Origin of the sequence: Pseudoxanthomonas sp. Root65 (assembly GCF_001427635.1) — a bacterium.
In the GTDB taxonomy this organism is placed as follows: Bacteria; Pseudomonadota; Gammaproteobacteria; order Xanthomonadales; family Xanthomonadaceae; genus Pseudoxanthomonas_A.
In genome coordinates this window covers 982087-1005697 of record NZ_LMHA01000001.1, presented here as the reverse complement: position 1 = coordinate 1005697, position 23611 = coordinate 982087, and the positions used below count along the sequence as shown (strand labels likewise).

24 protein-coding genes are annotated in these 23611 nt (G+C 69.4%); 12 read left to right on the top strand and 12 right to left on the bottom strand.

What is annotated here, in order from left to right; translation table 11 throughout:
- Window positions 1-16 precede the first annotated feature (16 nt).
- The 4 genes from ASD77_RS04420 to ASD77_RS04405 form a co-directional block, all read right to left on the bottom strand.
- The gene (locus tag ASD77_RS04420) at window positions 17-769 is read right to left on the bottom strand and encodes a hypothetical protein (protein WP_055937867.1); all 753 of its coding nucleotides are present in this window, start codon (window positions 767-769) and stop codon (window positions 17-19) included.
- The gene (locus ASD77_RS04415; protein ID WP_055937865.1) at window positions 766-1638 is read right to left on the bottom strand and encodes a DUF2167 domain-containing protein; all 873 of its coding nucleotides are present in this window, start codon (window positions 1636-1638) and stop codon (window positions 766-768) included. The genes ASD77_RS04420 and ASD77_RS04415 overlap by 4 nt, the downstream gene beginning before the upstream one ends.
- Before the next feature lie 265 nt (window positions 1639-1903).
- Entirely contained in the window at window positions 1904-2302 is a 399-nt protein-coding gene (locus tag ASD77_RS04410; RefSeq protein ID WP_055937862.1) for a hypothetical protein, read from the bottom strand.
- A gap of 44 nt (window positions 2303-2346) precedes the next feature.
- Window positions 2347-3375: a DUF2272 domain-containing protein gene (locus tag ASD77_RS04405; RefSeq protein WP_162247587.1), complete on the bottom strand. Its 1029-nt coding sequence runs from the start codon at window positions 3373-3375 to the stop codon at window positions 2347-2349.
- 164 nt (window positions 3376-3539) lie between these two features.
- Here ASD77_RS04405 and ASD77_RS04400 point away from each other — a divergent pair, with 164 nt between their 5' ends.
- Together ASD77_RS04400 and ASD77_RS04395 are read left to right on the top strand one after the other, a co-directional pair.
- Window positions 3540-4508, top strand: coding sequence for a polysaccharide deacetylase family protein (locus ASD77_RS04400; protein WP_055937856.1), 969 nt, complete (start codon window positions 3540-3542; stop codon window positions 4506-4508).
- 7 nt (window positions 4509-4515) lie between these two features.
- Window positions 4516-4761: a hypothetical protein gene (locus tag ASD77_RS04395; RefSeq protein ID WP_055937853.1), complete on the top strand. Its 246-nt coding sequence runs from the start codon at window positions 4516-4518 to the stop codon at window positions 4759-4761.
- On the opposite strand, the gene ASD77_RS04390 is transcribed toward ASD77_RS04395, so the two are convergent.
- Together ASD77_RS04390 and ASD77_RS04385 are read right to left on the bottom strand one after the other, a co-directional pair.
- A complete protein-coding gene (locus ASD77_RS04390) occupies window positions 4758-5537 on the bottom strand; it encodes a LytTR family transcriptional regulator DNA-binding domain-containing protein (protein ID WP_055937850.1) in 780 nt (259 codons plus the stop codon). The genes ASD77_RS04395 and ASD77_RS04390 overlap by 4 nt on opposite strands.
- Entirely contained in the window at window positions 5534-6640 is a 1107-nt protein-coding gene (locus tag ASD77_RS04385; protein ID WP_055941043.1) for a histidine kinase, read from the bottom strand. The genes ASD77_RS04390 and ASD77_RS04385 overlap by 4 nt, the downstream gene beginning before the upstream one ends.
- Before the next feature lie 204 nt (window positions 6641-6844).
- On the opposite strand from ASD77_RS04385, the gene ASD77_RS04380 reads away from it, so the two are divergent.
- Entirely contained in the window at window positions 6845-7243 is a 399-nt protein-coding gene (locus tag ASD77_RS04380) for a hypothetical protein (RefSeq protein WP_055937846.1), read from the top strand.
- 22 nt (window positions 7244-7265) lie between these two features.
- On the opposite strand, the gene adhP is transcribed toward ASD77_RS04380, so the two are convergent.
- The gene (gene adhP / locus ASD77_RS04375; RefSeq protein ID WP_055937843.1) at window positions 7266-8294 is read right to left on the bottom strand and encodes an alcohol dehydrogenase AdhP; all 1029 of its coding nucleotides are present in this window, start codon (window positions 8292-8294) and stop codon (window positions 7266-7268) included.
- A gap of 180 nt (window positions 8295-8474) precedes the next feature.
- Here adhP and ASD77_RS04370 point away from each other — a divergent pair, with 180 nt between their 5' ends.
- From ASD77_RS04370 to ASD77_RS04360, 3 genes are all read left to right on the top strand, one after another.
- On the top strand, window positions 8475-8864 hold the full coding sequence (locus ASD77_RS04370) for a DUF1801 domain-containing protein (protein ID WP_055937840.1): 390 nt from the start codon (window positions 8475-8477) through the stop codon (window positions 8862-8864).
- Between the two features lie 109 nt (window positions 8865-8973).
- Window positions 8974-10101: an alpha/beta hydrolase gene (locus tag ASD77_RS04365; protein ID WP_055941040.1), complete on the top strand. Its 1128-nt coding sequence runs from the start codon at window positions 8974-8976 to the stop codon at window positions 10099-10101.
- Between the two features lie 94 nt (window positions 10102-10195).
- Entirely contained in the window at window positions 10196-11908 is a 1713-nt protein-coding gene (locus tag ASD77_RS04360) for a diguanylate cyclase (RefSeq protein ID WP_055937837.1), read from the top strand.
- A gap of 40 nt (window positions 11909-11948) precedes the next feature.
- Here ASD77_RS04360 and ASD77_RS04355 read toward each other — a convergent pair whose 3' ends face one another.
- Window positions 11949-14636, bottom strand: coding sequence for an EAL domain-containing protein (locus tag ASD77_RS04355; RefSeq protein WP_082563118.1), 2688 nt, complete (start codon window positions 14634-14636; stop codon window positions 11949-11951).
- 216 nt (window positions 14637-14852) lie between these two features.
- On the bottom strand, window positions 14853-15671 hold the full coding sequence (locus tag ASD77_RS04350) for a CHAD domain-containing protein (RefSeq protein ID WP_055937834.1): 819 nt from the start codon (window positions 15669-15671) through the stop codon (window positions 14853-14855).
- A 157-nt stretch (window positions 15672-15828) separates the two neighbouring features.
- Here ASD77_RS04350 and ASD77_RS04345 point away from each other — a divergent pair, with 157 nt between their 5' ends.
- Both ASD77_RS04345 and ASD77_RS04340 read left to right on the top strand, forming a co-directional pair.
- Window positions 15829-16104, top strand: coding sequence for a hypothetical protein (locus ASD77_RS04345; RefSeq protein WP_055937831.1), 276 nt, complete (start codon window positions 15829-15831; stop codon window positions 16102-16104).
- An 85-nt stretch (window positions 16105-16189) separates the two neighbouring features.
- The gene (locus ASD77_RS04340) at window positions 16190-17182 is read left to right on the top strand and encodes an acetylhydrolase (RefSeq protein ID WP_162247586.1); all 993 of its coding nucleotides are present in this window, start codon (window positions 16190-16192) and stop codon (window positions 17180-17182) included.
- Window position 17183: 1 nt separating this feature from the next.
- Here the strand turns inward: ASD77_RS04340 and ASD77_RS04335 are convergent, their stop codons facing one another.
- The 3 genes from ASD77_RS04335 to ASD77_RS04325 form a co-directional block, all read right to left on the bottom strand.
- Window positions 17184-17534 (bottom strand): VOC family protein, encoded by a 351-nt coding sequence (locus ASD77_RS04335; RefSeq protein WP_055937825.1) that lies wholly within the window; start codon window positions 17532-17534, stop codon window positions 17184-17186.
- A gap of 70 nt (window positions 17535-17604) precedes the next feature.
- Window positions 17605-18315: a helix-turn-helix domain-containing protein gene (locus tag ASD77_RS04330; protein ID WP_055937822.1), complete on the bottom strand. Its 711-nt coding sequence runs from the start codon at window positions 18313-18315 to the stop codon at window positions 17605-17607.
- A 12-nt stretch (window positions 18316-18327) separates the two neighbouring features.
- Window positions 18328-19296, bottom strand: coding sequence for a LysR family transcriptional regulator (locus ASD77_RS04325; RefSeq protein ID WP_055937819.1), 969 nt, complete (start codon window positions 19294-19296; stop codon window positions 18328-18330).
- Between the two features lie 110 nt (window positions 19297-19406).
- On the opposite strand from ASD77_RS04325, the gene aceB reads away from it, so the two are divergent.
- The 4 genes from aceB to ASD77_RS04305 all read left to right on the top strand — a co-directional run bounded on the left by aceB (window position 19407) and on the right by ASD77_RS04305 (window position 23592).
- Window positions 19407-21035, top strand: coding sequence for a malate synthase A (gene aceB, locus ASD77_RS04320; protein ID WP_055937816.1), 1629 nt, complete (start codon window positions 19407-19409; stop codon window positions 21033-21035).
- A gap of 124 nt (window positions 21036-21159) precedes the next feature.
- A complete protein-coding gene (gene aceA / locus ASD77_RS04315; protein WP_055937813.1) occupies window positions 21160-22494 on the top strand; it encodes an isocitrate lyase in 1335 nt (444 codons plus the stop codon).
- Window positions 22495-22593: 99 nt separating this feature from the next.
- Window positions 22594-23061, top strand: coding sequence for a hypothetical protein (locus ASD77_RS04310; protein ID WP_055937810.1), 468 nt, complete (start codon window positions 22594-22596; stop codon window positions 23059-23061).
- A gap of 48 nt (window positions 23062-23109) precedes the next feature.
- Window positions 23110-23592: a hypothetical protein gene (locus tag ASD77_RS04305; protein ID WP_055937807.1), complete on the top strand. Its 483-nt coding sequence runs from the start codon at window positions 23110-23112 to the stop codon at window positions 23590-23592.
- Window positions 23593-23611 lie beyond the last annotated feature (19 nt).

Below are 23611 nucleotides of genomic sequence, written 5' to 3'. Positions count from 1 at the left end.
CAACGTCGAAAGCAGGCTAGCGTTGCATCGACGACGGAACGGCCGTCGCCGCGGTCGATTCCAATGTGAGGCGTATGCGGGCGCCCGCCTGTTGGAGTCGCAGCAGGACCTCATCGTCGGTCGATTGCGCGAAGAGCGCCATGCGCCGCTCGATGGCCTCGAGCAGCATTTGCCGCTGCCGTGTCGTCAACGTGCTTGCCGCGAAGGCGATCGGGTCGCCCCGGAACCCGCGCAGGTCGCATAGCTTCCGGTACAGGTTGACCGCGAACGGAGGGCACAGCAGGCATTCGATGGCCAGCAGGGCGAGCTGTCGGTGTGTAAGGCCGAGCGGGCCCCGCCGCGCGGCAAGACAAGAGAGCATCGCGAGGGTCACCGCCAGCCATGCCGCCAGGCAGGCGAGCAGCCAGGTCGGCGGTGCCGAAGACAGCAGCAGGTACGGGAGGGCGATCAGCACGATCGCCCCCACCAGCACGCATCCCACACGGATCGGCAACAGCAAGCGAGCAAAGGCACGCAGATCATCGGCCGTATCCGTCGCCGCGTTCTCCGCCGACGCCAACCAACTTGCATGCAGGATGGTCCGGGCCGGCAGCAGCGGATGCGGAAGCCACAGGAAGCGGCCCCGCATCTCGATGACCGCCTCGATCGCGACGCGCCATGTCCGTCCACCCGACACGACCACATCGTCGAAGTAGGCCAGGCGCACCGAATCCTGGACGTAGAACGCCAGGATCCCCGCTACCAGCAGCCACTCGCTGCTGAAAGTCACCGGACGGTCTTGTCCTGCTGCTTGCGCTTGAACACGCCGCGTACCGCGGCGACCACCCCGAACAAGCCGATCAACAGCAGCTTCCACATCTTGACCAGCACGGCACCGGCGGCGGCCAGCCAGCCCTTCTTCGACGCAACCACCGCCGCACCGCCGGTGATCAACGCCGCCAGGCCAACTTCCGCCACATGGTCGCCCGCGCGGAACTCGCTGTACTTCTCACCTGCGGCGAAACTGTAGCCAGGCATGAGGCGCTTGAAATCGGCGATGGCCGCCTGCAGCGTTTCCGGGTCCGCTACCACGATGACCTCCATCACGCCGCGTCGTCCCAGCACGCGCGTGTTGTAGTTGACGATCTTGTTCTTGCTGGTCTCGGTCTCAGCGAGGATCGCCCACTCAAGCGCCTTGAGCTGCTGGTCGTACTGGGGTTTGAACGACCAGCCAAGGATGCGCATGGTCTCCCAGCCGCGCTGGCGCCGTTCTTCATTGCCCTGCTCCGTTCCCTCGCGGACACTTTCGAGTACGTCGTCGGCATCCACCTTTTCGTCGTCCTTGACGTAGCCCATTTCCTGGAACGAGAAGAAGCCGATCCACGACAGGTCATGCGGCGCCAGCGTGTAGGTGTCGTCGCCATCCGGCGGGTTTTCCAGCAACTGGTTGAGTTGGCGCGTGCCGTCGACATCAAGGAACGCGTAACCCTCGGGCACGTCGACCGTGGCCCGAGTGCCGATCTTGCCGACGGTTGGTCCTAGCTGCCATGGCAGGTCTCCGATCGGATTCGGCGCGGAGTCTTCCTGTGCGCTGGCCGCGCCGGAAAACAGGAAAAGCATGAACATCGCGGCAAGCAGCGCCGCGCAACGGATACGCATCGGTGGTTCCCTCCCCATTGGCATGCCGGACTCCCCAGCCATGCCTCATCGGCAGGCCGCATCGCTGGCCGGCTGCAGCGATACGGTGGCGAGCGTAGCAGGCAGGATGGGGGCCATGGAGGCCATCCTCAGCTCAGATTTTCGACGCGCGTGAGGCGCATCCTGTCGCCGGCCCCGGGTCAATTCCTTGACGAGGTTGGAGGCATGGGACTGCGCCCGTGGGGACTGTCCGCCTGCCTTGCCGTCGCGCCGTCGCGCTCCGCGCTCAGTCTGCCTTGCGCAGCACGTGATCCGCGCTCTCGCACACCACCAGCGCGCCGTCCTCGGTGACCGTGCCGGTGGCCTGCACGCGATCACCGGCCTTGAGCGATTGCACATCGTCCGGCGGCGGGGCCTTGCACAGGTTCCAGCGGGCCGGCAGGTGCACGTCGACCTGGCCGTTGGCGCTGGCGATCTTCACCACCGCGCTGCCGTCGTAGGTCCACGGCGTGGTGTCGACGCTGACGATGCTGCCGCTGACCGTGGCCTGCTCGCCCGCAGTGAACGCGCCAGCGGCCATGGTGGCCGGCGGTGTGGTCGCACACGCGGCCAGCGCCAGCAGCGCGGCGAAGGGAAGGGCGCGGAGGCGCCGCAGCGGAACAGGATTCATCAGGCGTGCGGTCATCTGGCGTGCTCCGTGGAAGGCGGACGCATTGTCCGTCGCGTGCGTTACGGCTCCGTCGTGGTCCCGGCCGGCGCGGTCGCATCCTTCGGGCAGCGCGGAACGCCAGAGCCCACCACGCAGGCGATGCAGCACTCCTGCTTCTCCGTCGACTCGCTGCCCGGCGTTTCCTGCGCCGGCGGCAGGAAGCCCGGCAGCCTGGCCAGCTGCTCCGGCGACTTCAGCCGCAGGATCGCCGCCCAGTCCTGGCGGTTCATGTTGCAGGCTGCCTCGTTGTCGGGCGCGCACAGCGTGCCGTCGCCGATGCGCAGTGGCAGGCCGCCCCAGAACTCGCCGTTGCGGTTCAGCGGCAGCATCCGCATGGTCACCGCCTGCTGCACGTTGCCGCCGATCGCGTAGGCGGTGCTGTCGTTGTTCGGATTGACCGCCACCACGATGTCGCAGTGCATGTCCAGCGAGCTGCCGCTGCGCAGCAACGGCAGCAGCCCTTCGTGGCCGAACAGGCGGCCGGACTGGCGCACGTAGCAGATCAGGTCGCCGACCACCGGCTTGGCCTTCGCCACGTCGATGACATCGAAGGCATTCGTCGTCGGCTGCTGGTAGGCCGCCTGCACGTAGGTGAAGTGGCGGGCCGAACCCCGGAAGCCCGGCACCCGGGCTTCGCGCATCACCCACGAGATGAAGGCGGCCGACCACGGCGTGTCCACCACGAAACCGCGGCAGGCCTCGGCCTGCGGTCCGGTCGCCGACGCGTACAGGCAGTCGGTGGCGCCGCGGCGATGGCCGATCGCGGCGAGCAGGTCGCTGTCGCGCCAGTAGCGCGCGACGCGCTGCCAGGCGCGGTCGTCGCCGATCGACAGCAGCGACGCCTCGGCTTCCATCACCGGCGCGTTGGCCAGCCGGCCGTTGCGGTCGATGAAGGGGCGATACCACATCAGGTGCTCGCGGCAGGCGACCGCGGCGATGCGGGTGGCGACGTCCGACGGCGTCTGTTGCGACAACTGCGGGCAGGCATCGGCCGCGTGGGCGGCAGCGGAGGTCAGCAGCAGGAGGGGCAGCAACAGCCATGCACGCATCGGCAGATCCTTGGGGGTCGGTGTTCCTTCATACGCATCATGCCGCATCGGCAGGACAGGGCGTCGTCACGCGGCTTGAAGGTATGGACATGGTCGGGCGCAGTGGCGGCGTGCGGGATGCGGGCGGTAAGCTCGCGGCTCCCCTCCATCGCCCGGGATCGCGCGTGCGCTTCTTCCTGCGAGTCCTGCTGCTGTCGACGCTGGCGCTGGCCGCGCAGGCATCGCCTCCCGACCGGCGCATCGCCATCACCATCGACGACCTGCCCTGGCAGCGGATGGATAAGACGCCGCCGGCGGAACTGGGCGCGCGCCATGCGCAGCTGATGGCGCAGCTGGAACAGGCCGGCGTGCCGGTGGTGGGCTTCGTCAACGAAGGCAAGCTGGAAGTCGACGGTCAGGTGCAGCCGGCCCGCGTGGCGATGCTGCGCGACTGGCTGGACGCCGGCCATGAACTGGGCAACCACACGCATGGCCACCTCGATGTGCATGCGGTGGGACTGCCGGCGTTCCAGCAGGACATCCTGGATGGCGAGCGCGTGCTGCGGCCATTGCTGGCCGAGCACGGGCAGGCGCCGCGCTGGTTCCGCCATCCCTACCTGCGCGCCGGCCGCACGCAGGAAGACCGCGCCGTGCTGTCGGCCTTCCTCGGCCAGCACGGTTACCGCATCGCGCCGGTGACCGTCGACAATGGGGAATGGGTGTGGGCGTTCGCCTACGCCAACGTGCTGGATGGCCAGCCCGATACCCCCGAACGCGCGGCCACGCTGGCGCGGCTGCGGCGCGGCTACATCCCGTACATGCTCAACAAGGTCGACTACTACGAAGCGCAGTCGCAGGCGCTGCTGGGTTATGTCCTGCCGCAGGTGTGGCTGCTGCACGCCAACGAACTCAACGCCGTCGCGTACGCCGACCTGGTCGCCGGCGTGCAGCGGCGCGGCTACCGCGTGGTGACGCTGGACGAGGCACTGCGCGACCCCGCCTACGCGCGTGGCGAGGACGGCTACAACGGCCGCTACGGTCCCAGCTGGCTGCATCGCTGGGCGATGGCGGAGAAGAAGCCGAAGGACTTCTACGCCGGCGAACCGGTGGTGCCGGGCTGGGTGCTGGCGCTGGCCGGCGTGGACGCGGAGTAGCGGACGCATGCAGAAGAAGGTCGACCTGTCGAGCTACCGGGACCATCTGGTGGAAGTGGTGCTGGAGCGCGTCGACGAGCGCCGGCCGTGGTCGCCCACGGTACGCGTGCGCCAGGCTGCGGGCGGCGGCTGGAGCGAGGATCTCTGGGTCGCCGACGGGCGCGATTACTTCACCTGCTACGACGCGCTGGCCGCCTGCAAGGCGCAGGCGCAGCGCGTGATCGACGCACAACGGCAGACCGGCACCGGCTAATCCTCGCGGCGCAGCGTCGCCAGCTTCAGGAACGCCTCGTGCTGGTAGCGGCTCATGCGCAGCTGCTGGCCCGTGTCCATCGTCACTACGTGGTAGCCGTTGAACCAGGGGTGGATGTCCTTGACCCGGCGGATGTTGATGATCGCCGAGCGATGCACGCGGGCGAAGCGGCGCGGATCCAGCCGCGCGGCCAGCGCCGACATGGTCTCGCGCAGGTCGTGCACGCGGTCGGCCAGGTGCAGGCGCACGGTGTTGCCGCTGGCCTTGATCCAGACGATGTCGTCCACGTCGACCAGCACCACGCGTTCGTCCTCGCGCACCGGAACGCGTTCCAGGTAGGCGTCGCGCTGCTGCAGCGAGGCCAGCGCCTGCAGGATGCGCGCGGAGGTGTCCGCATCGGTGCCACGCGGGGTGGCGAGTCGCTGCTTCGCGCGGCGCAACGTTTCGGCGAAGCGCTCGCGGCTGAACGGCTTCACCAGGTAGTCCACCGCGTTCGCCTCGAACGCGCGCACCGCGAACTGCTCGTAGGCGGTGACGAAGATGGTGGCCGGCATGCGCGCGGCGCCGATCGTCGCCACCACGTCCAGGCCGGTGATGGCGGGCATCTGGATGTCCAGGAACACCAGGTCGGGCGACAGCTCGCGGATGGCCGTCACCGCGGACACGCCATCGCCGCATTCGCCGGCCAGCGCGATATCGGGATCGTCGCGCAACAGCCGCACCACCGCATGCCGCGCGATCGGTTCGTCGTCGACCACCAGCGCGGTGAGGCTCATGCCGGCACGTGCTCCGGCAACACGTCGTCGTCGAGTTCGTGGAACGGCAGGCGCAGCCGGCAGGCGACACCGCGCGGCACCATCAGGTCCAGCCGCAGGCTGGCGGCGTCGCCATAGAGTTCGCGCATGCGCAGGCGCGTGTTGGACAGGCCGATGCCATGGCCGCCGGCATGGCCGCCTTCATCCAGCGTGCTGTTGTGGTTGCGCACGTCGATGCACAGCACGCCGCCTTCGCGCCGGCAGTCGACCTCGATGCAGTCGTCGCCGACATGCTGGCCGATGCCGTAGCGGATCGCGTTCTCGACGATCGGCTGCAGCACCAGGCTGGGCACGGCGGCGTCCAGCACGTCGGGGGCGACATGGATGCGCGTGGTCAGGCGGTCCTTGAAGCGGTGCCGCTGGATGCCGAGGTACAGCTCCAGCAGTTCCAGCTCGCGCCGCAGCGGGATCTCCTGGCCGTCGTAGTCCTCCAGGAAGGCACGCAGCAGTTCGCTCAGCCGCAGCAGCATGTCTTCGGCGGACAGCTTGTCCTCGTCGAGCAGGGTGATGATGGCGTGCAGCGTGTTGAACAGGAAATGCGGCTGCAGCTGGGTCTTCAATACTTGCAGCCGCGATTGCGCGAGTTCGCTGGCCAGCCGCGTCGCTTCGAGTTCGCGGCGCGCTTTCTCGGCCTGGAAATGCAGCAGGTGCTGCACCGCCAACAGCGTCCAATAGGCCAGCAGGCCGATGGCGAAGTGCTTGCTGATGAACTGCACCAGTTGCTGGCCGAAGCTGCTCGGCTCGAACAGCGTCGAGACCAGCGCGCCGATGATGACCGCCAGCAGGGTCACGCCGAGGCTGTAGCCGACGTGCCGGAGCAAGGCGCGTGCCGTGGCGGGGAACGTGATGGGGTGGCGCTCGCCCAGGCGGAACACCAACGGTGCAAGTCCCGCCCAGGTCAGCCACTGGATTGCCCACCAGCGCAGATAGTCGGCCGGTGGCCAGAGATGGCCGCTGACGGCATCGTTGACGCAGCCCTGCACGGCGAACACCACCACCACGACACCCCACAGACCCAGGTAGCGGGACAGTCTGATTTCCATGCTGCCAAGACGGATCTTCATGCGGAACTCCCAACCGGCGACCCGCATCGTAGGGTGCCGTGGCGAGGCGCGGGAAGGCGCAAAAGTCACCCACTACGATTGGTCACGTCGGCACGACGATTCGTCCCGGATCCGTTGCCGGGCGGTCCGTGCGGGCGCGAGATGCGATGGCCCCGCACGCGATCCCGCGTCGCCAGGGCGCCCCTTCCCACCGGAGATCACGCCATGCGCCGTCTGTCCGCCCTCGCCCTGTTCGTCGCCGTCGCCCCGATCGCCCACGCCCACGCGGGCGAGCGCACGCACTACCTGGATCTCGTCAACCGCGCCCACGACCGGATCGTTTCTGTCGCGGCCGCGCCCGCCGGGGGCACGTCGTGGAAGGAGCTGCTGCACGGTGGCACCCTCGCCGGCGGCGGCGACACCGCCACGGTGCAGCTCGCCAGCGACCAGTGCCTGCACGACGTGAAGGTGGCGTTCGTCAACGGCCGGCGCGCGCTGTATCCCGCGCTCGACCTGTGCCGTCACCGTGGCTTGCGCATCCAGCCGCTGCCGTCGAGGGAGACGAAGGCGGTGATGGCCGCGCAGCGCGATACGGGCGCTGGCGTACTGTCCCGGGAAGACTGACGCCGCGCCGGTACCGGCTGCCTCAGCCAGCGAGGTCCAGCACGATGCGGCCTTCGATCGTGCCGGCGCGCATGCGCGCGAACACGTCGTTGATGTTCTCCAGCCGATCCGTCGCCACCGTCGCCGCCACCTTGCCCATCGCCGCGAACGCCAGCGATTCCTGCAGGTCCAGCCGCGTGCCGACGATGGAGCCGCGTACGGTGATGCCGTTGAGGACCATGCCGAAGATGTCGAGCGGAAACTGCCCCGGCGGCAGGCCGTTGAGCGAGACCGTACCGCCGCGACGGACCATGCCGATGGCCTGCTCGAACGCTTTCGGCGACACCGCGGTGACCAGCGCACCATGCGCGCCGCCGATCTCCCGCTTGAGCCAGGCCGCCGGATCGGTGGTCGTCGCGTTGACGGTGACCGTGGCGCCCAGGCGGCGGGCGAAGTCGAGCTTGCCATCGTCCACATCGACCGCCGCCACGTTCAGTCCCATCGCCTTCGCGTACTGCACGGCCAGGTGGCCGAGCCCGCCGATGCCGGAAATCACCACCCAGTCGCCCGGCTTCGTGTCGGTGACTTTCAGGCCCTTGTATACGGTCACGCCGGCGCACAGGATCGGTGCGATCTCGACGAAGCCGATGGTGTCCGGCAGGTGCCCGACGTAGTCCGCGTTGGCCAGCGCGTAGTCGGCGAAGCCGCCATTGACCGAGTAGCCGGTGTTCTGCTGCGTTTCGCACAGCGTTTCCCAACCGCCCAGGCAGTGCTCGCACTGGCCGCAGGCCGAATACAGCCACGGCACGCCGACACGGTCGCCTTCCTTCACGTGGCGGACGCCGGCCCCGACCGCGACCACGTGGCCCACGCCTTCGTGTCCGGGAATGAAGGGCGGGCTGGGCTTGACCGGCCAGTCGCCTTCGGCGGCGTGCAGGTCGGTGTGGCAGACGCCGCAGGCTTCGATCTTGACCAGGATGTCGCCAGCCGCGGGACGCGGCACCGGCACTTCCTCGATCACCAGCGGCGTGCCGAACGCCCGCACGACGGCGGCTCTCATGGTGCTGTCCATTCGCGACGTCCTCGTGTGGCCGGGAGCTCACCGTACGTCGAACCGGATGAGGCCCACGTTGATTGCGATCAATCCGGGGTGCAAACGGGGTACCGCCGGTCGGTCGAGGGCGGCATGGAGATCGGCAGCCGCTCCGGTTACTGTCGACGACACCCCCGCACGCAGCACAGGAGCCGCCCCATGGGTGCACGCACGCCATCGACCGACGTGGATACGTTCCTGGCCACGCTTGCGCCACCCCAGGAAGCCGCGGTCCGCCGCCTGCGTGCGGTGATCCTGGCCACCGATCCGCGCATCGGCGAGGGCATCAAGTGGAATGCGCCGAGTTTCCATGTCGAGGGCCGCCACTTCGCGACGATGCAGCTGCGGCGTGCCGACCGCATGCTGCTGGTGCTGCACCTGGGCGCGGGCAAGCGGACCATGCCGGCCGGTGCGATCGTGGATCCGGGCGGGCAACTGAGCTGGCTGGGTGCCGATCGCGCGACGTGGTCGTTCAGCGGTATGCAGGAGGTGGAGGCGCACGGCGCCGCGTTGCAGGCACTGCTGCGGCAATGGATGGCGCACGCCTGACTGGACATGGCGCGCAGGGCGTGACCGGCACCACGCGCAGCACGACCATCGACACACGCCCGTGACGGTCGCCGCGGCGACACTGGTCTGCCCCACCGGAGTCGCGCCGATGAAAACCGCCCTCTCCTCGTTGCTGCTGCTCGCGCTGTCGTGCGTGCCGCATCCAGGCCGCGCGCAGGACACCTGCCCCGACCGCAGCGCCTACGCGCCGGCGCGGGAGATCGTCGCCGACCTGCAGCGCATCACCGCGCCCAAGGGCGTGCAGGAGGAGTACGCGGTCGAGATCGGCGGCATCCGCCAGTGGGTGAACGTGCGCGGACAGGATCGCGACAACCCGATGATCCTGTTCGTCCACGGCGGTCCGGCCTCGCCGGTCATTCCCACGCTGTGGCAGTTCCAGCGCCCGCTGGAGGAATACTTCACGGTGGTGAACTACGACCAGCGCGGTGCGGGCAGGACGCTGCTGCTGAATCCGCAGGACGCCGTCGCCGATACCCTGCACATCCAGCGCTATGTCGACGACGCCATCGCGCTGGCCGAACACCTGCGCACGCGCTACCACCAGCGCAAGCTGGTGCTGATGGCGCACAGCTGGGGCACGGTGGTGGCGATGCACGCGGCACTGCAGCGGCCGGACCTGTTCCATGCCTATGTCGGCATCGGCCAGGTGATCAACGTGCGCACCAACGAGCAGGTCAGCTTCGACTACGGCCTGCGGACGGCGCGCGAGCAGGGCAACACCGAGGCGGTGCGCGAGATGGAAGCGATCTCGCCGTATCCCGGCGACCAGCCGATCACCCGCGAGCGCATCGTGATCGCGCGCAAGTGGCCGCAGTTCTACGGCGGGCTGACGGCGTACCGGGCCGAGTCGACCTACTTCTTCCAGGGCCCGCGCCTCTCGCCCGACTACGACGATGCCGCGCGCTGCGCGATCAACGCCGGCAGCGTGTTCACCCTGGGCCGCCTGCTGGATGAATTCCTGCGGGTCGACTTCACCGGCGTGGAGGACTTCCCCATCCCGGTGGTGATGTTCATGGGCCGCCACGACTACACCACGCCATCGGAACCGACGGCGGCCTGGTTGGCGAAGGTGCGCGCGCCGTACAAGCAGGGCGTGTGGTTCGAGCACTCCGCGCACATGATCCCGTGGGAAGAGCCGGGCAAGACCCTGGTCAGCCTGTTGGAGCACGTGCGGCCACGCGCCGGGATCGGCGAGGCGGGCGCGGCGACGCCCTGACCGGGGCGGATAGCGCCGACACGGGCGCAGAATTCCACGCGGAAATGCGGGATAGTGCGTCGCAGTTCTCCGACTGCGACGCCGCCTCACCTGCATGACCGATCCCGATCCGCCCGCCGGCCGCGTGCCGCGTCCCTCATCGCTGAGACGACAGTTCGCGCGCGCGGTGGTGCTGGCGGCGCTGTTGCCCGCCGCCGTGCTGGGCGTCGTGGAGCAGCTGCGCTTCTACCAGGCCGAGCAGCGTCATGTCGGCGAACGCCTGGAAGTGATCACGATCCTCAGTGCGACGGCGGTGGAGGATTTCGTCGGCATGCACCAGGCCGGCGTGGCACTGGTGGCATCGATGAGCGGCCAGGACACCGACTGGCCTGCGCGGCTGGCGGAACTGCGGCGACGCTATCCCGGCTTCAGCAGCGTGCTGGTCACCGATGCCAGCGGTACGGTACTGGCATCGCAGCCGGTACCGCCGCGCGGGCCGGCCATCAACGTGGCCGATCGCGCTTATTTCCGCATGTCCCGCCAGACGGCTGCGCCGTTCGTATCCGATGCGTTCCGGGGCCGCCGCCTCAGCAACGATCCGCTGGTGGCGGTCGCCGCTCCTTGGCAGGCGGAAGGCGCGTTCGCGGGCGTGGTGCAGGGCTCCATCCGCGTCGACACCTTTACCGATTCGCGTGTCGCCGCCATGCGCCGCCGTGGCGTGGAGATGCTGCTGCTCGACCGCGAACGGCGCGTGATCCGTGCGACCGAAGGACTGCCTTACCGCTTCCAGCAGTCGCTGGCGGGCAGCCCGCTGCTGGCCGGTGCCGGACAGGGCGCGCGCGAGACCGAATCGCGCCGGCTGCACGACGCGATGGCCGATGGCCGGGCGGCCTGGGTGTCGCAGGCCACGCTGTCCTCCGGCTGGACGCTGGTGCTGCTGGTGCCGGACACCCAGCTGATGGGGACGGTGGGTCGCCGGGCATTGGCGACGGCGGGCCTGCTGATGTTGATCGCCGCCGGTGTCTGGATCGCGTACGCGTGGCAGATGCGGCGCCTGGACGGCGCGCTCGCGCACCTGTCGGAGGCGTTGCAGGCGCTGGCGGTGCACCGGCGTCCCAGCGCGACGGCGCGGCTGCCGGAGGAATTCGAGCCGATGGGACGCGCGGTCGGCGAACTGTCGGAGCAGCTCGAAGCCGCGCACGCAGACCTCCAGCGCGCGCTGGACGAACAGAGCGAGCTGTCGCTGTCGTTGCAGCGCACGCTCGAACGGCGCGAACAGGACGTCGAACGCCGCACGGCCGAACTGCGCATGGCCAACGCCGAACTGGACCGGCTCAACCGCATCGATCCGCTGACCGGTTGCCTCAACCGGCGGGGCCTGCAGCATGCGCTGGCGCCGCTCGGCGACGAGGCCGGCGAGCTGCTCGCCCCGTTGGCGGTGATCGCGCTGGACGTGGACCACTTCAAGGCCTTCAACGACCGCTATGGCCATGCGGCCGGCGATAGCGCGCTGCGCCGGGTCGCGGCGGTGGTCGCCGGTGCGCCGCGCCGGCCGCAGGACGCCGCCGCACGCACCGGCGGCGAGGAGTTCCTGATCCTGGTGTCGCAGGCCGAAGCCGGCGAGGTCGCCGCGATCGCCGACCACCTCCGCGCGGCCGTGCAGGCGCTGGCGATCGCGCATGCGGATTCGCCGTGGGGCGTGCTGACCGTCAGCGTGGGCTGGGTGCGCGCCGACGCGGGCGCCGATTACGCGCAGGCGTTCCTGCTCGCCGACGAGGCGCTGTACCGCGCCAAGCACGGTGGCCGCAACCGGGTGGAACGGGAGTAGGTCAGCCGCGCGCCGAGGTACGGCACCGAACGCGCGCTGCTCAGCGCACCACCGCCAGCCGGCGCGGCGGCGGCTGCTCGCGCTGGAACAGCACGCGTTCCGGACGGTGCAGGGCGTAGCCCTGGCCGTAGTCCACGCCCAGCGAGCGCAGGGCATCGCAGATCCTCGGGCTGGCCACCCATTCGGCTACCACCTTCAGGCCGCGCTGGTGGCCGATCTGCGCGATGGCGCTGACGATGGTGCGGCTCATCGGGTCGGTTTCGAGGTCGCGGATGAAACTGCCGTCGATCTTGATGAGGTCCGCCGGCAGGTTCTTCAGATAGCCGAACGAGGACATGCCGGCGCCGAAATCGTCCAGCGCGATGCGGCAGCCCACGCGGCGCAGGCGCTCGATCACGCTCACCACCTTCAGCAGGTTGCGCACCGCGACCGTCTCGGTGATCTCGAAGCACAGCGCCTGCGGCGGCACCGCGTATTCGGTGATGCGGGCGAGGATGAAGTCGGCCAGGCCCTCGTCTTCGATGCTGGCGCCGGACAGGTTGATGGCGCAGGTGCCCAGGCGCATGCCCGAGTGGTGCAGCTGGCTGAAATGCGCCAGCGCATTGCGGATCACCCAGCGGTCGATGGCCGGCATCAGGCCGTAGCGTTCGGCGGCGGGCAGGAACGCCCCCGGCAGCACGATGCCGCCGTCCTCGTCGCGCAGCCGCAGCAGCAGTTCGATGCTGGTGGCGGTGTCGCGTCCGTCCAGCGGCACGATCTCCTGGTAGTCCAGCAGCAGGCGGTCCTGTTCCATCGCCCAGCGCAGGCGGTTGGCCCATTCCATCTCGCCGTGCCGGCGGGTGGTCTCGTTGTCCTCGCGGTACAGGTGCACGCGGTTGCGGCCGTTCTCCTTGGCCAGGTAGCAGGCGGTGTCCGCCCACGCCAGCAGATCCTTGAGCGTGGGCTCCTGCTGGTCGACCACCACCACGCCGATGCTGGCACTGACGGTGTAGGTGCGGTCCTGCCAGACGAACATCAGCGCTTCGATGCGTTCGCGCAGGCGTTCGGCCAGTGCTTGCGCGCCTTCGGCATCCACGTGGAAGGCCATCAGGCCGAACTCGTCGCCGCCCAGCCGCGCCAGCACGTCGCCGCCGCGCAGCTGCTGGCGCATCGCCAGCGCCAGCTGCGCGAGCAACTGGTCGCCGGCCATGTGGCCGGAGATGTCGTTGATCAGCTTGAACTGGTCCAGGTCGATGTACAGCAGCGCGCACGGATCGCAGACCGCGCGGCCCTTGCGTTCGCTCAGGGCTTCCTCGACGCGGCGCTCGAACTCGCGCCGGTTGCACAGCTCGGTCAGCGCATCGTGGGTGGCCTGGTAGCTGAGGCGTTCGGTCAGCTCGCGCTGCTCCGAGATGTCGGTCGCCACCATCAACAGGTGCGGCGCGCCCTCCATGTCGACCTGCGCGATCGAGGCGCTGGCCCAGAACGCGCCGCCTTCCGGACTCAGCAGCACCGCTTCCAGGTTGCCCCAGTCGTTGCCGATGGCGGCCGCGTCGCGGGCGCGCGCCTGAAGTTGCGGGTCGGAGAACAGCGCGGACAGCGGCAGGCCGGTCGGGTCGCCCAGGCGCAGGCGGGCCGCCTGGTTGGCGTAGACGATGCGGCCGTCGCGGGCGTCGGCCAGCAGCACCAGCGCAGGCAGCAGTTCGTTGAGCGCGCGGAAGCGCAGTTCGCTTTCGCGGTAGCGCTGGCTCATCTGTTCGCCCAGCGCCACCGCGCGTCGGCGCGTGGTGGCCAGCGACCACGCCAGCGCCGCCAGCAGCAGGCTGATGACGCCACCGCCCGCGACGACGGCCTGCAGGCGGCCGGTGTCCAGCGGTTGCGGGCGCGGCTGCATGTCGATGCGCCATTGCCGGCCGCCGAAGTCCAGCCGGCGGACCTGCGACGGCAGGTCGGCCGCGACGGGACTGGACGAGTCGTAGAACGGATGCGCGCCGGCGGTGGCGTCGTAGACGCGCACCCGGAAGGCGTCCAGTACTGTGCCGGCCATGGCGGCCTCGACCAGCGGCTGCACGCGGATGCCGATGGCCAGCGCGCCGATCTCGCGCGCGCGCCGCTGGTTGGGCGAGGTGGGCGTGGGGCCGTCGGAATACACCGGCAGGCGCAGCGTCACGCCCAGCGGGTTCTGCCCGGCGGGCGTGGTCTGGCGCAGCGCGAAGGGCGCGGAGATCACCACGGTGTCGGTGTCGCGGGCACGCAGCAGCGCCGCGAGATTGGCCTTCTGGGTGACCATGTCGAAGCCGACCAGCGACGTGTTGTGCTGGTAGGGGGCGACGAATTCGTAGCGGTACGACACCTGGTCGGCCAGCGGCTGATCCGCCGGCGAGCGGCGTGCGAAGGCCATCGAGGTGTAGGTGCCGGGGGCGAGCGGGCTGCGCAGGCTGGCGTGGTACTGGCTGAAGCGCGCCTGGTCCATCTGGTCGTTGGCCAGGAACACCGTCTGCATGGCGCGCAGCATCGACGCGGCCTGCTCCAGCGGCACGCGCAGGCGCGCGGCGCCGGCGTCGGCCAGCGCGCGGCGGGCGTCTTCGGTGCGTTGCTGCAGGTCGCGCCACTCGCGGTGGGCGACGACCGCCGTGCACGCCAAGCCCAGCAGCAGCACGGCCGCCGCCCATGCCAGCGGCGGCAGGCCGCGGCGGCGGGAAGGCGGGGGCGCCAGGGCGTCACCGGGGTGTAGGGGGGTGGAATCCACCTGTGGGCCTTGATCCTGCGTGAAAGGTGGGCGGTCGGCCCGGCCGGTTCCTTGGAGAAGCAGGCTTCGTGCCAAACCGGCCGTGTGCCGGAACACCGGATCCACGGCCTTCCGCGGGGACCGACAAGCCCCGTGTGCGGTGCGGAAGGACCGTCTGGGTCACTATCGGCCCCGGGGTGGCGTTCTTGACGCAGGTGGCCGTTGGCCGGCGCCGTGCTAGGCGAGCGGCTGGATGGGCGACGGGGTCCGGGAGCGCCCGGCCGCGGCGGGCCGTGTCCGCGGGCGGGCGGTCTCCAGGTCCTCCAGCGCCTGTGCCAGCAGCGCCAGGTCCTGCAGTACGCCCAACTGGTCGACCAGCCGGCTCACCTGCCGCAGGCCCGGCGCGGGTGGGCCGTCCGCCGGCGGCCGGACGCGCAGCTTGCGCAGCGCGGTCAGCTGCATGCGCAACCGGCGCGAGCGGCGCCGCCAGTCGTGCAGGTCGTCGACGCGGCCGGAGGCGATGGCCGCCGCCTGCGCGCGCGCCTGCCGCCGCTGCGAGCGCGCCAACGCCTGGCGCAGGTCGTCGCGACGCAGCCGGTGCCACGGCAGCTGCTGCAGCCGTTCGGCCTGCCGGTGCGCCTGTGCCTGCTGGCGGACGAAGCCGGGATCGTCGCGCAGCGCTTCGGCCAGGCGGTGCTGTTGGCGTTCGGCCAGCCGCGGCAGCAGCGCTTCCCACGTGCTGCGTTCGTCGGCGTCGCTGGCCTCGTCCGCCAGTTGCCGGGCCGTCTCCTGCACCACCTGCCCGTCGCGCAGCGCCGAGAGCGCCTTGGCCAGCGCGCGCAGGTCGCGGTCGACCGCATCGACGGCCTCGCGGCCCAATGCGCGCCGGCCCAGTGCCAGCAGCGAGCGCAGCCGGCGGACGCTCTTGCGCGCCTCGTGCACGCCTGCCGGGTTGGCCGGCGCGAGGGCCAGCGCCGACGCCAGCGCGCGGGCGTCGGCGGCGGCGAGCGCGGCGGCCCGTTCGCCGGTGCGTGGGGAGGCGGTGCGCGGGCTCATGGCGATCCACCCCGGCGTAAAAGTGACAGTCTAGGCCGCGCGGTGCCGGGTTTCGCCCGCCGCCGCGCCTGAACGCCTGCCGCTCGTCGGCACGGTGCGGGCTTGGCGCCGTCGGCACGAAAAGGTATAAATCGTTTATACGATTTAAGGGCGTGCCATGGCCAAGTCCCGCAAAACGCGCGACACCGGTGCTGCCGAGGCGGAAGACGCCGCCCCGGCCAAGCTGGTGCGCGACAGTTTCACGATGCCGGCCGACGACTTCGCCCTGGTCGCCGTGCTGAAAGGCCGCGCCCTGCAGGTGCAGCGGCCTGCGAAGAAGAGCGAACTGCTGCGGGCCGGTCTGCAGGCCCTGTCCACGCTGTCGCCGCAGGCCCTGGCGAAGGCGCTGGACGCGCTGGCACCGGTCAAGGCCGGTCGCCCGAAAAAGAAGTGATCCGCGCCGCGGTCTGCGGCCAACCCGCATGTCGTACGCAGGCGCCTTGGGCGCGTGCGCTGCCCCTGTCCCGGATGTGTTGCCGATGAACGTTGCCGCTTTCCTCCGCCGTCACCGCCTGATGGTCCTGCTGTTCCTGCTGCTGGCGCCGATGCTGGTGGCCTCGTCGCACCTGCCGGCCGACGGCGAAGCCGGCATCGAGTTGCGCGCCGGCTATCGCGTGCAGGACCTGGACTGGGTGGATCCGGCGCGCGGTCGCGCGGTCCCGGTGAAGCTGTTCTGGCCGGATGCGGCACGCAGCGGCAAGGTGCCCCTGGTGGTGTTCTCGCACGGCATCGGCAGCGCGCGCGACGGCTACACCTACCTGGGCCACTACTGGGCAAAGCACGGCATCGCCAGCCTCCACGTGCAGCATGTCGGCAGCGACCGCGCGCTGTGGCAGGGCAATCCGTTCGGCCTGGTGTCGCGTTTCCAGCAGGCCGCTGGCGAAGCCGAAGCGGTGGCGCGCGTGCATGACCAGCGCTTCGCCCTCGACCAGGTGCTGGCCGGCGCGTGGGGCGCGCAGGTCGACCGCGCGCGCATCGTCGCCGCAGGCCACTCCTACGGCGCCAACACCACGCTGATGTCGGCCGGTGCACGGGTGGTGCGCGATGGCAAGACGATCGAGCTGCGCGATCCCCGTTTCAGCGCCGCCATCGTCATCTCCGCGCCGCCGTTCTACGGCGACGCCGATTTCCGGCCCATCCTCGCCGGCATCACCATTCCCACGCTGCACGTCACCACGGCCGACGACATCATCCGCATCCCGGGTTTCGGCTCCGGCGTCGACGACCGCCTGAAGGTGTTCGACGCCATCGGCGGCGCGCACAAGGTGCTGGCCGTGTATCGCCACGGCACCCACAACGTGTTCACCGACCATCGCTATTTCGATTCGCGCGAGGTCAGCGAGCAGGTCAAGCAGGCGACCGAATCGCTGTCGCTGGCCTTCATCGACACGGCGTACGGCCACTCCACCGCCGAGCTGGCGCGGTGGCGGTCGGGCCATCGCGCCCTGCTGGCGCGCTACGACGCGCGCTGACTCAGGTCGTCGACCAGACCGCGAGTTCGTAACCGTCGGGATCGGTGAACTGGAAGCGGCGACCACCGGGGAAGGCGAAGATCGGCTTGCTGATGCGCCCGCCAGCTTTCTCGACCTGCGCCAGGCTGTCTTCCAGCGCGGTCGAATACAGCACGACCAAGGCGCCGCCCGGCTGCGGTGCGCCGTGCGCGAAGCCGCCGGTCAGGCGGCCGTCGCGGAACTCGCAGTAGTCGGGACCGTACTCCTGGAACGTCCAGCCGAACGCATCACCGTAGAAGGCTTTCGATGCAGCGATGGAGGCGACGGTGAATTCGAGATAGTCGATGCGGTGGTGATGTTCGGCGCTGCTCATGGCGGGTATCCGTGGAAGAGGCCCGCAGTCTGCGCGAGTCCGCGCGGCCTGTCTTGGCGGAATCGGACGGTCAGCGCGCGACCTGCGCCAGCAGCTGCGTCGGCGACAGGCCGGTGAGGCGGCGTGCATCGCCGGCAAGCTGGGCGGCGTCGTAGTAGCCGGCGTCCAACGCCGCGTCCGTCAGCGTCGTGTGTCGGTCCTGCAACGCCAGGAAGCGCTGCAGCCGCAGGATGCGCGCCAGCACCTTCGGCCCGTAGCCGAAGGCGTCGTCGCAACGGCGCAGCAGCGTGCGTTCGGTGAGGCCCAGATCGCGGGCCAGTTGCGCCACCGTGTCGGGATGCGCACGCGCCAGTCGCGCATGCACCGATTGCATGGCATCCGGCCGCGACGGCGTGTCGGCCAGGATCCGCTCGGACAGCCAGCCCATCGCATCGGCATCGCGTTCCGCCATGCGGTCGGCCAGCGTGGCGAGGCGGCGGTCGCCGAGGTCGCGCAACGGCACGCGCTGGTCGGCGAGGGCGCGCAGCGGAACCCCCAGCCATCGCGCGGCGATGGTGGGCGCGAACCGCAGGCCCTGCACGCGGCGACCCGCAGCGATGTCCGCGTACTGCGCATGCGTATCCGGCCCGGCGATGCTCAACCGCTCGCCATCCCACAGCAGGTCGACGCAGGCATCGGGCAGCACGAGTGTCGGCGTCGCCTGCACGCCCTGCACATAGTCCCAGCGGCACAGCAGGGCCTGGCCGGGCACGAAATCCTGTTGTCGATAGCGGCCGCTCATGCAGGCAGGACGTCAGCGTTCGGAGTGTCCGCTCTCATCGTAATCGCGGCGCTCGAACAGGTGCGGCTGGATCAGCTCGATGAAGGCGCGCGCCTGCGGCGACAGGAACTTGCCCTTGCGCACCACCACGCCGTAGCTGCGCGAGGGGAACCACTGCGCCAGCGAACGCGCCGCCAGCCGGTCGCGGTCGGCCTCGGTCAGGCAGATCGAGGCGATCACCGAGATGCCCATGCCCATGCTGACGTACTGCTTGATCACCTCCCAGCCGCCGACCTCCAGCGCGACCGTGTACGGCACGCGCGCCTGCTGGAACACCAGGTCCACCAGTCGGTAGGTGACCAGCCGCTTCGGTGGCAGGATCAGGCCGTAGGGCGAAAGGTCTTCCAGGCGCAGGTCGCGCTTCTTCGCCAACGGATGGTCAGGCGGCGTGATCAGCATCGGCTCGAAACGGTAGACCGGCGCGTAGCTGAGGTCGGCCGGGACGTCGAGCACGGATCCCACCGCCAGGTCCACCGCATCCGAGCGCAGCAGGTCGGTGCCGTCGGCGCTGGCGGCGTTGTGCAGGGTCAGCTTCACCTCGGGGTGCTGCTGGCGGAAGTGCTCCACGATCTTCGGCAGCAGGTAGAGGATGGTCGAGCTGTTGGCGGCCACGTTGAGCTCGCCGGCTTCCAGGCCGCTGACCTTCTCGCGGAACGACGCGTCCAGCCCGTCCAGCCCCGCGACCAGCGGCTGCGCCAGTTCGAACAGCACCTGGCCCTCGCGGCTGGGCACCAGCCGGCGCCCGCTGCGCTCGAACAGGGTGACGCCCAGGTCGCGCTCGAGCGCCTGCAACTGCAGGGTGATGGCCGGCTGGCTGACGAAAAGCGCCTCCGCCGCCCGCGATACCGACCCCAGCCGCACCGTCTGGCAGAAGGCGCGCAGCGGCTTCAGGCGGTCGGATTTGTAAGGAAATCGGGGGGTTGGCGCGTCTTTAGAGCCCATGATCTAGTCAACTATAAGTACAGCTTATTTAGTGCATTGACAAAACTGTTTTGTCAAATAATTACGTCCGAGAGCACTGTGCGTCTCCAGCAAGACGCCAGGAGGTTCCCATGTCCGCCACCGCTTTCGCCCTGCCGCGCGAATCCCGCGCCGACCGTCCCACCCCCGGCATCGCCCTGACCGCCGCCCAGGCAGGCCAGGACGCGCTGCTGCCGCCCGGCGTGCTGGCGCTGCTGGTCTCGCTGCACCGTGCGATCGAACCGGAGCGGCAGGCACGGCTGGCGGCCCGCCGCGAGCGCCAGGCGTTCTTCGATGCCGGCGGCCTGCCGGACTTCCGCCCCGACACCCGCGCCATCCGCGAGGGCGACTGGACCGTGGCGCCGGTGCCGACCGCGCTGCAGGACCGCCGCGTCGAGATCACCGGTCCGGTCGACCCGAAGATGGTCATCAATGCGCTGAACTCCGGCGCCAAGGTGTTCATGGCCGACTTCGAGGATTCCACCTCGCCGACCTGGCAGAACCTGCTGACCGGCCAGCGCGCGCTGATCGGCGCCGTGCAGGGCGACTTGCAGTTCACCTCGGACGCCGGCAAGCACTACGCGCTGAAGCCGCAGGACCAGCAGGCCGTGTTGCTGGTGCGCCCGCGCGGCTGGCACCTGTACGAGAAGCACGTGCTGATCGATGGCGCGCCGATCGCCGGCGCCCTGTTCGACGTCGCCGTGTTCGCCTGGCACAACGCCCGCGCGCTGCAGGCGAAGGATCGCGGCCCGTACTTCTACCTGCCCAAGCTGCAGAGCATGGAAGAGGCCGCGCTGTGGGAGACCGCGCTGTCGCACATCGAGGCCGCGCTGGGCCTGCCGCACGGGCAGATGAAGGTCACCGTGCTGATCGAGACGCTGCCGGCGGTGTTCGAGATGCACGAGATCCTGCATGCGCTGCGCGAGCGCATCGTCGGCCTGAACTGCGGCCGCTGGGACTACATCTTTTCCTACCTGAAGACGTTCCGTCGCCACGCCGACAAGGTGCTGCCCGAGCGCGGCCAGGTGACAATGACGCAGCCGTTCCTGAAGGCCTATTCGGAACTGTTGATCCAGACCTGCCACCGCCGCGGCGCGCATGCGATGGGCGGCATGGCCGCGCAGATCCCGATCAGCAACGACGAAGCCGCCAACGAACAGGCGCTGGCCCGCGTGCGCGCCGACAAGCTGCGCGAGGTCACCGCCGGCCACGACGGCACCTGGGTGGCGCACCCGGCGCTGATTCCGGTGGCGAAGGCGATCTTCGACGAACACATGCCGCAGACCAACCAGCGCGGCGTGCTGCGCGAAGACGTGGCGGTGACCCGCGACGATCTGATCCGCCCGTCCACCGGCACCATCACGCGCGCCGGCTTCGAAGGCAACGTGGAAGTCTGCGTGCGCTACCTGGCCGCGTGGCTGGACGGCAACGGCTGCGTGCCGATCCACTGGCTGATGGAAGACGCCGCCACCGCCGAGATCTCGCGCACACAGATCTGGCAGTGGCTGCACACCGCCGACGTGCACCTGTGCGACGGCACCCAGATCGACTACGCCCTGCTGCAGCGCACGCTGGCCGCGCTGCCCGCGAAGCTGGGCGACCACAGCCGGCTGCCCGGCGGCGAGCGCATCTCCGAAGCCATCGCCCTGCTCGATGCCCTGAGCCGCGCCGACGACCTGGCCGACTTCCTGACCCTGCCTGCCTACGAACGTATCGATTGATTGAAGGCCGGGATTCGGGAAGGGGAATCGGGATTCGTAGAGACCGCCCCGTCACGTCCGCCCGCGCATCCGCACCGCACCGCACCGCACCGCACTGAAGCACCCCACATCACGGAGCACCGCCATGAACACCAAGCAGCAGCAGATCGACGCCGTCCAGCAGGACTGGGACCACAACCCGCGCTGGACCGGCATCAAGCGCGACTACAGCGCCGCCGATGTGGTCCGCCTGCGCGGCAGCGTGCAGCCGGAATACACGCTGGCCCGTCGCGGCGCCGAGAAGCTGTGGAAGCTGGTCAATGGCGAGGCGAAGAAGGGTTACGTCAACGCCTTCGGCGCGATCAGCGCAGGCCAGGCCATGCAGCAGGCCAAGGCCGGCCTGGAGGCCGTCTACCTGTCCGGCTGGCAGGTCGCCGCCGACGGCAACACTTCCGAGACCATGTACCCCGACCAGTCGTTGTACGCGTACGACTCGGTGCCGACGATGGTCCGCCGCATCAACAACACCTTCCAGCGCGCCGACGAGATCCAGTGGAAGAACATCTGCGACGGCAAGGCCAACGAGGCCGATGCCATCGACTTCTTCCTGCCCATCGTCGCCGACGGTGAGGCCGGCTTCGGCGGGGTGCTGAACGCCTACGAGCTGATGAAGAACATGATCGTCGCCGGCGCCGCCGGTGTGCACTTCGAGGACCAGCTGGCCGCGGTGAAGAAGTGCGGCCACATGGGCGGCAAGGTGCTGGTGCCCACGCAGGAAGCGGTGCAGAAGCTGCAGGCCGCGCGCCTGGCCGCCGACGTGCTGGGCGTGCCGACCATCGTGCTGGCGCGTACCGATGCCGAAGCCGCCAATCTGCTGACCTCGGACTTCGACGCCAACGACCAGCCCTTCGTCACCGGCCAGCGCACCGCCGAAGGCTTTTACCGGGTGAAGAACGGCCTGGAGCAGGCGATCAGCCGCGGCATCGCCTATGCGCCCTACGCCGACCTGGTGTGGTGCGAGACCGGCACGCCGGACATCGGCTTCGCCCGCGAGTTCGCCCAGGCCGTGCATGCGAAGCACCCGGGCAAGCTGCTGTCCTACAACTGCTCGCCCAGCTTCAACTGGAAGAAGAACCTGGACGATGCACAGATCGCCCGTTTCCAGGACGAGCTGTCGGCGCTGGGCTACAAGTACCAGTTCATCACCCTGGCCGGCATCCACATCAACTGGTTCAACACCTTCAAGTTCGCCCACGACTACGCCCGCGGCGAAGGCATGAAGCACTACGTCGAACAGGTGCAGGAAGCCGAGTTCGCCGCCCGCGAGAAGGGCTACACCTTCGTCTCGCACCAGCAGGAAGTGGGCGCCGGCTACTTCGACGACGTCACCACCGTCATCCAGGGCGGCAGCTCCAGCGTCACCGCGCTGAAGGGCTCGACCGAGGAAGAACAGTTCTACGAGAAGGAAAAGGCGGCCTGAGGCCGGCTGCCGGGCGGCGGGGTCCCGCCGCCCGACGGCACTCGACACGGACGGCTGGCGTGGGTAAGTTCCATTACGTCCACGACAGGAGCAGTCCGCATGCGCGCAGGCGTCATCCTCTTCACGGCATGGATGCTGGGGGCCTCGGCCGTCGCGTCCGCCAACGGCAACACGACCTCGGACCTCGGGGAAATCCGTAAGGAACAGATGTCCTACCGCCAGCAGGCGATGGACAAGACGGGTCCGTTCAAGGACCTCAGCGAGCCGGAACGGCAGGCGCTGATCCAGAAGCAGAACCAGCTCATCACCCTGATCGACGGCAAGAGCACGCTCGGCGACCTGGCGCGCGATGACCAGACCACGGCCATCAATACGCTGGAGTGGATCAAGGCCGCGATCACCCGCGCAGAAGACGAACGCCTGGTCTGCGAGCGCGTGAAGCTGGTCGGCAGCAATCGCCCGACCCGCATCTGCAAGACCGTGGCCGAACGCCGCAAGGAGCGCGAAGAGGCGGAGAAGTCGCTGGAAGAGCGCAAGATGTGCGGAGCGGGCTGTCGCGGCAGCTGATCGCCCGGTGTATGCCTTTCCCGTTGCTGGATCTCCACGGAGGCCGTCATGTTGATTCGCATCATGCTCGTCGTTTCGCTGAGCCTGCCGGGTTCGCTATGGGCCAGCACCCGCACGACCGGTGAACTGCCGGAAATCCATGCCCAGCAAGTGCAACTGCGGCAGCAGGCACTCGCCGGGCAAGGGCGTTTCAAGGAGCTGGGTGCGGCGGAGCGTCAGGCGCTCGTTGCCCAGCAGGATCGCTTCCTCGCGCTGACGAAAGGCAGGCAGTCGCTCGACGAGCTGTCGATGGATGACAAGCTGGCGGCCATCAATACGCTCGAAGCCATCAATGCCACGATCACCCGCGCTGAAGACGAGCGCCTGGTCTGCGAACGGATCAAGCAGGTCGGCAGTCATCGGCCCACGCGGATCTGCCGCACGGTCGCGGAATTGCGCGAGGCGCGGCAGGCGGCGGAAAAGCTGATGGAGGAGCGCCCGAGTTGCGGTCCCAGCTGCCGCGACACGCCGAAGATGATGGGCTCGAACTGACACGCGCGGTCACGGTCCG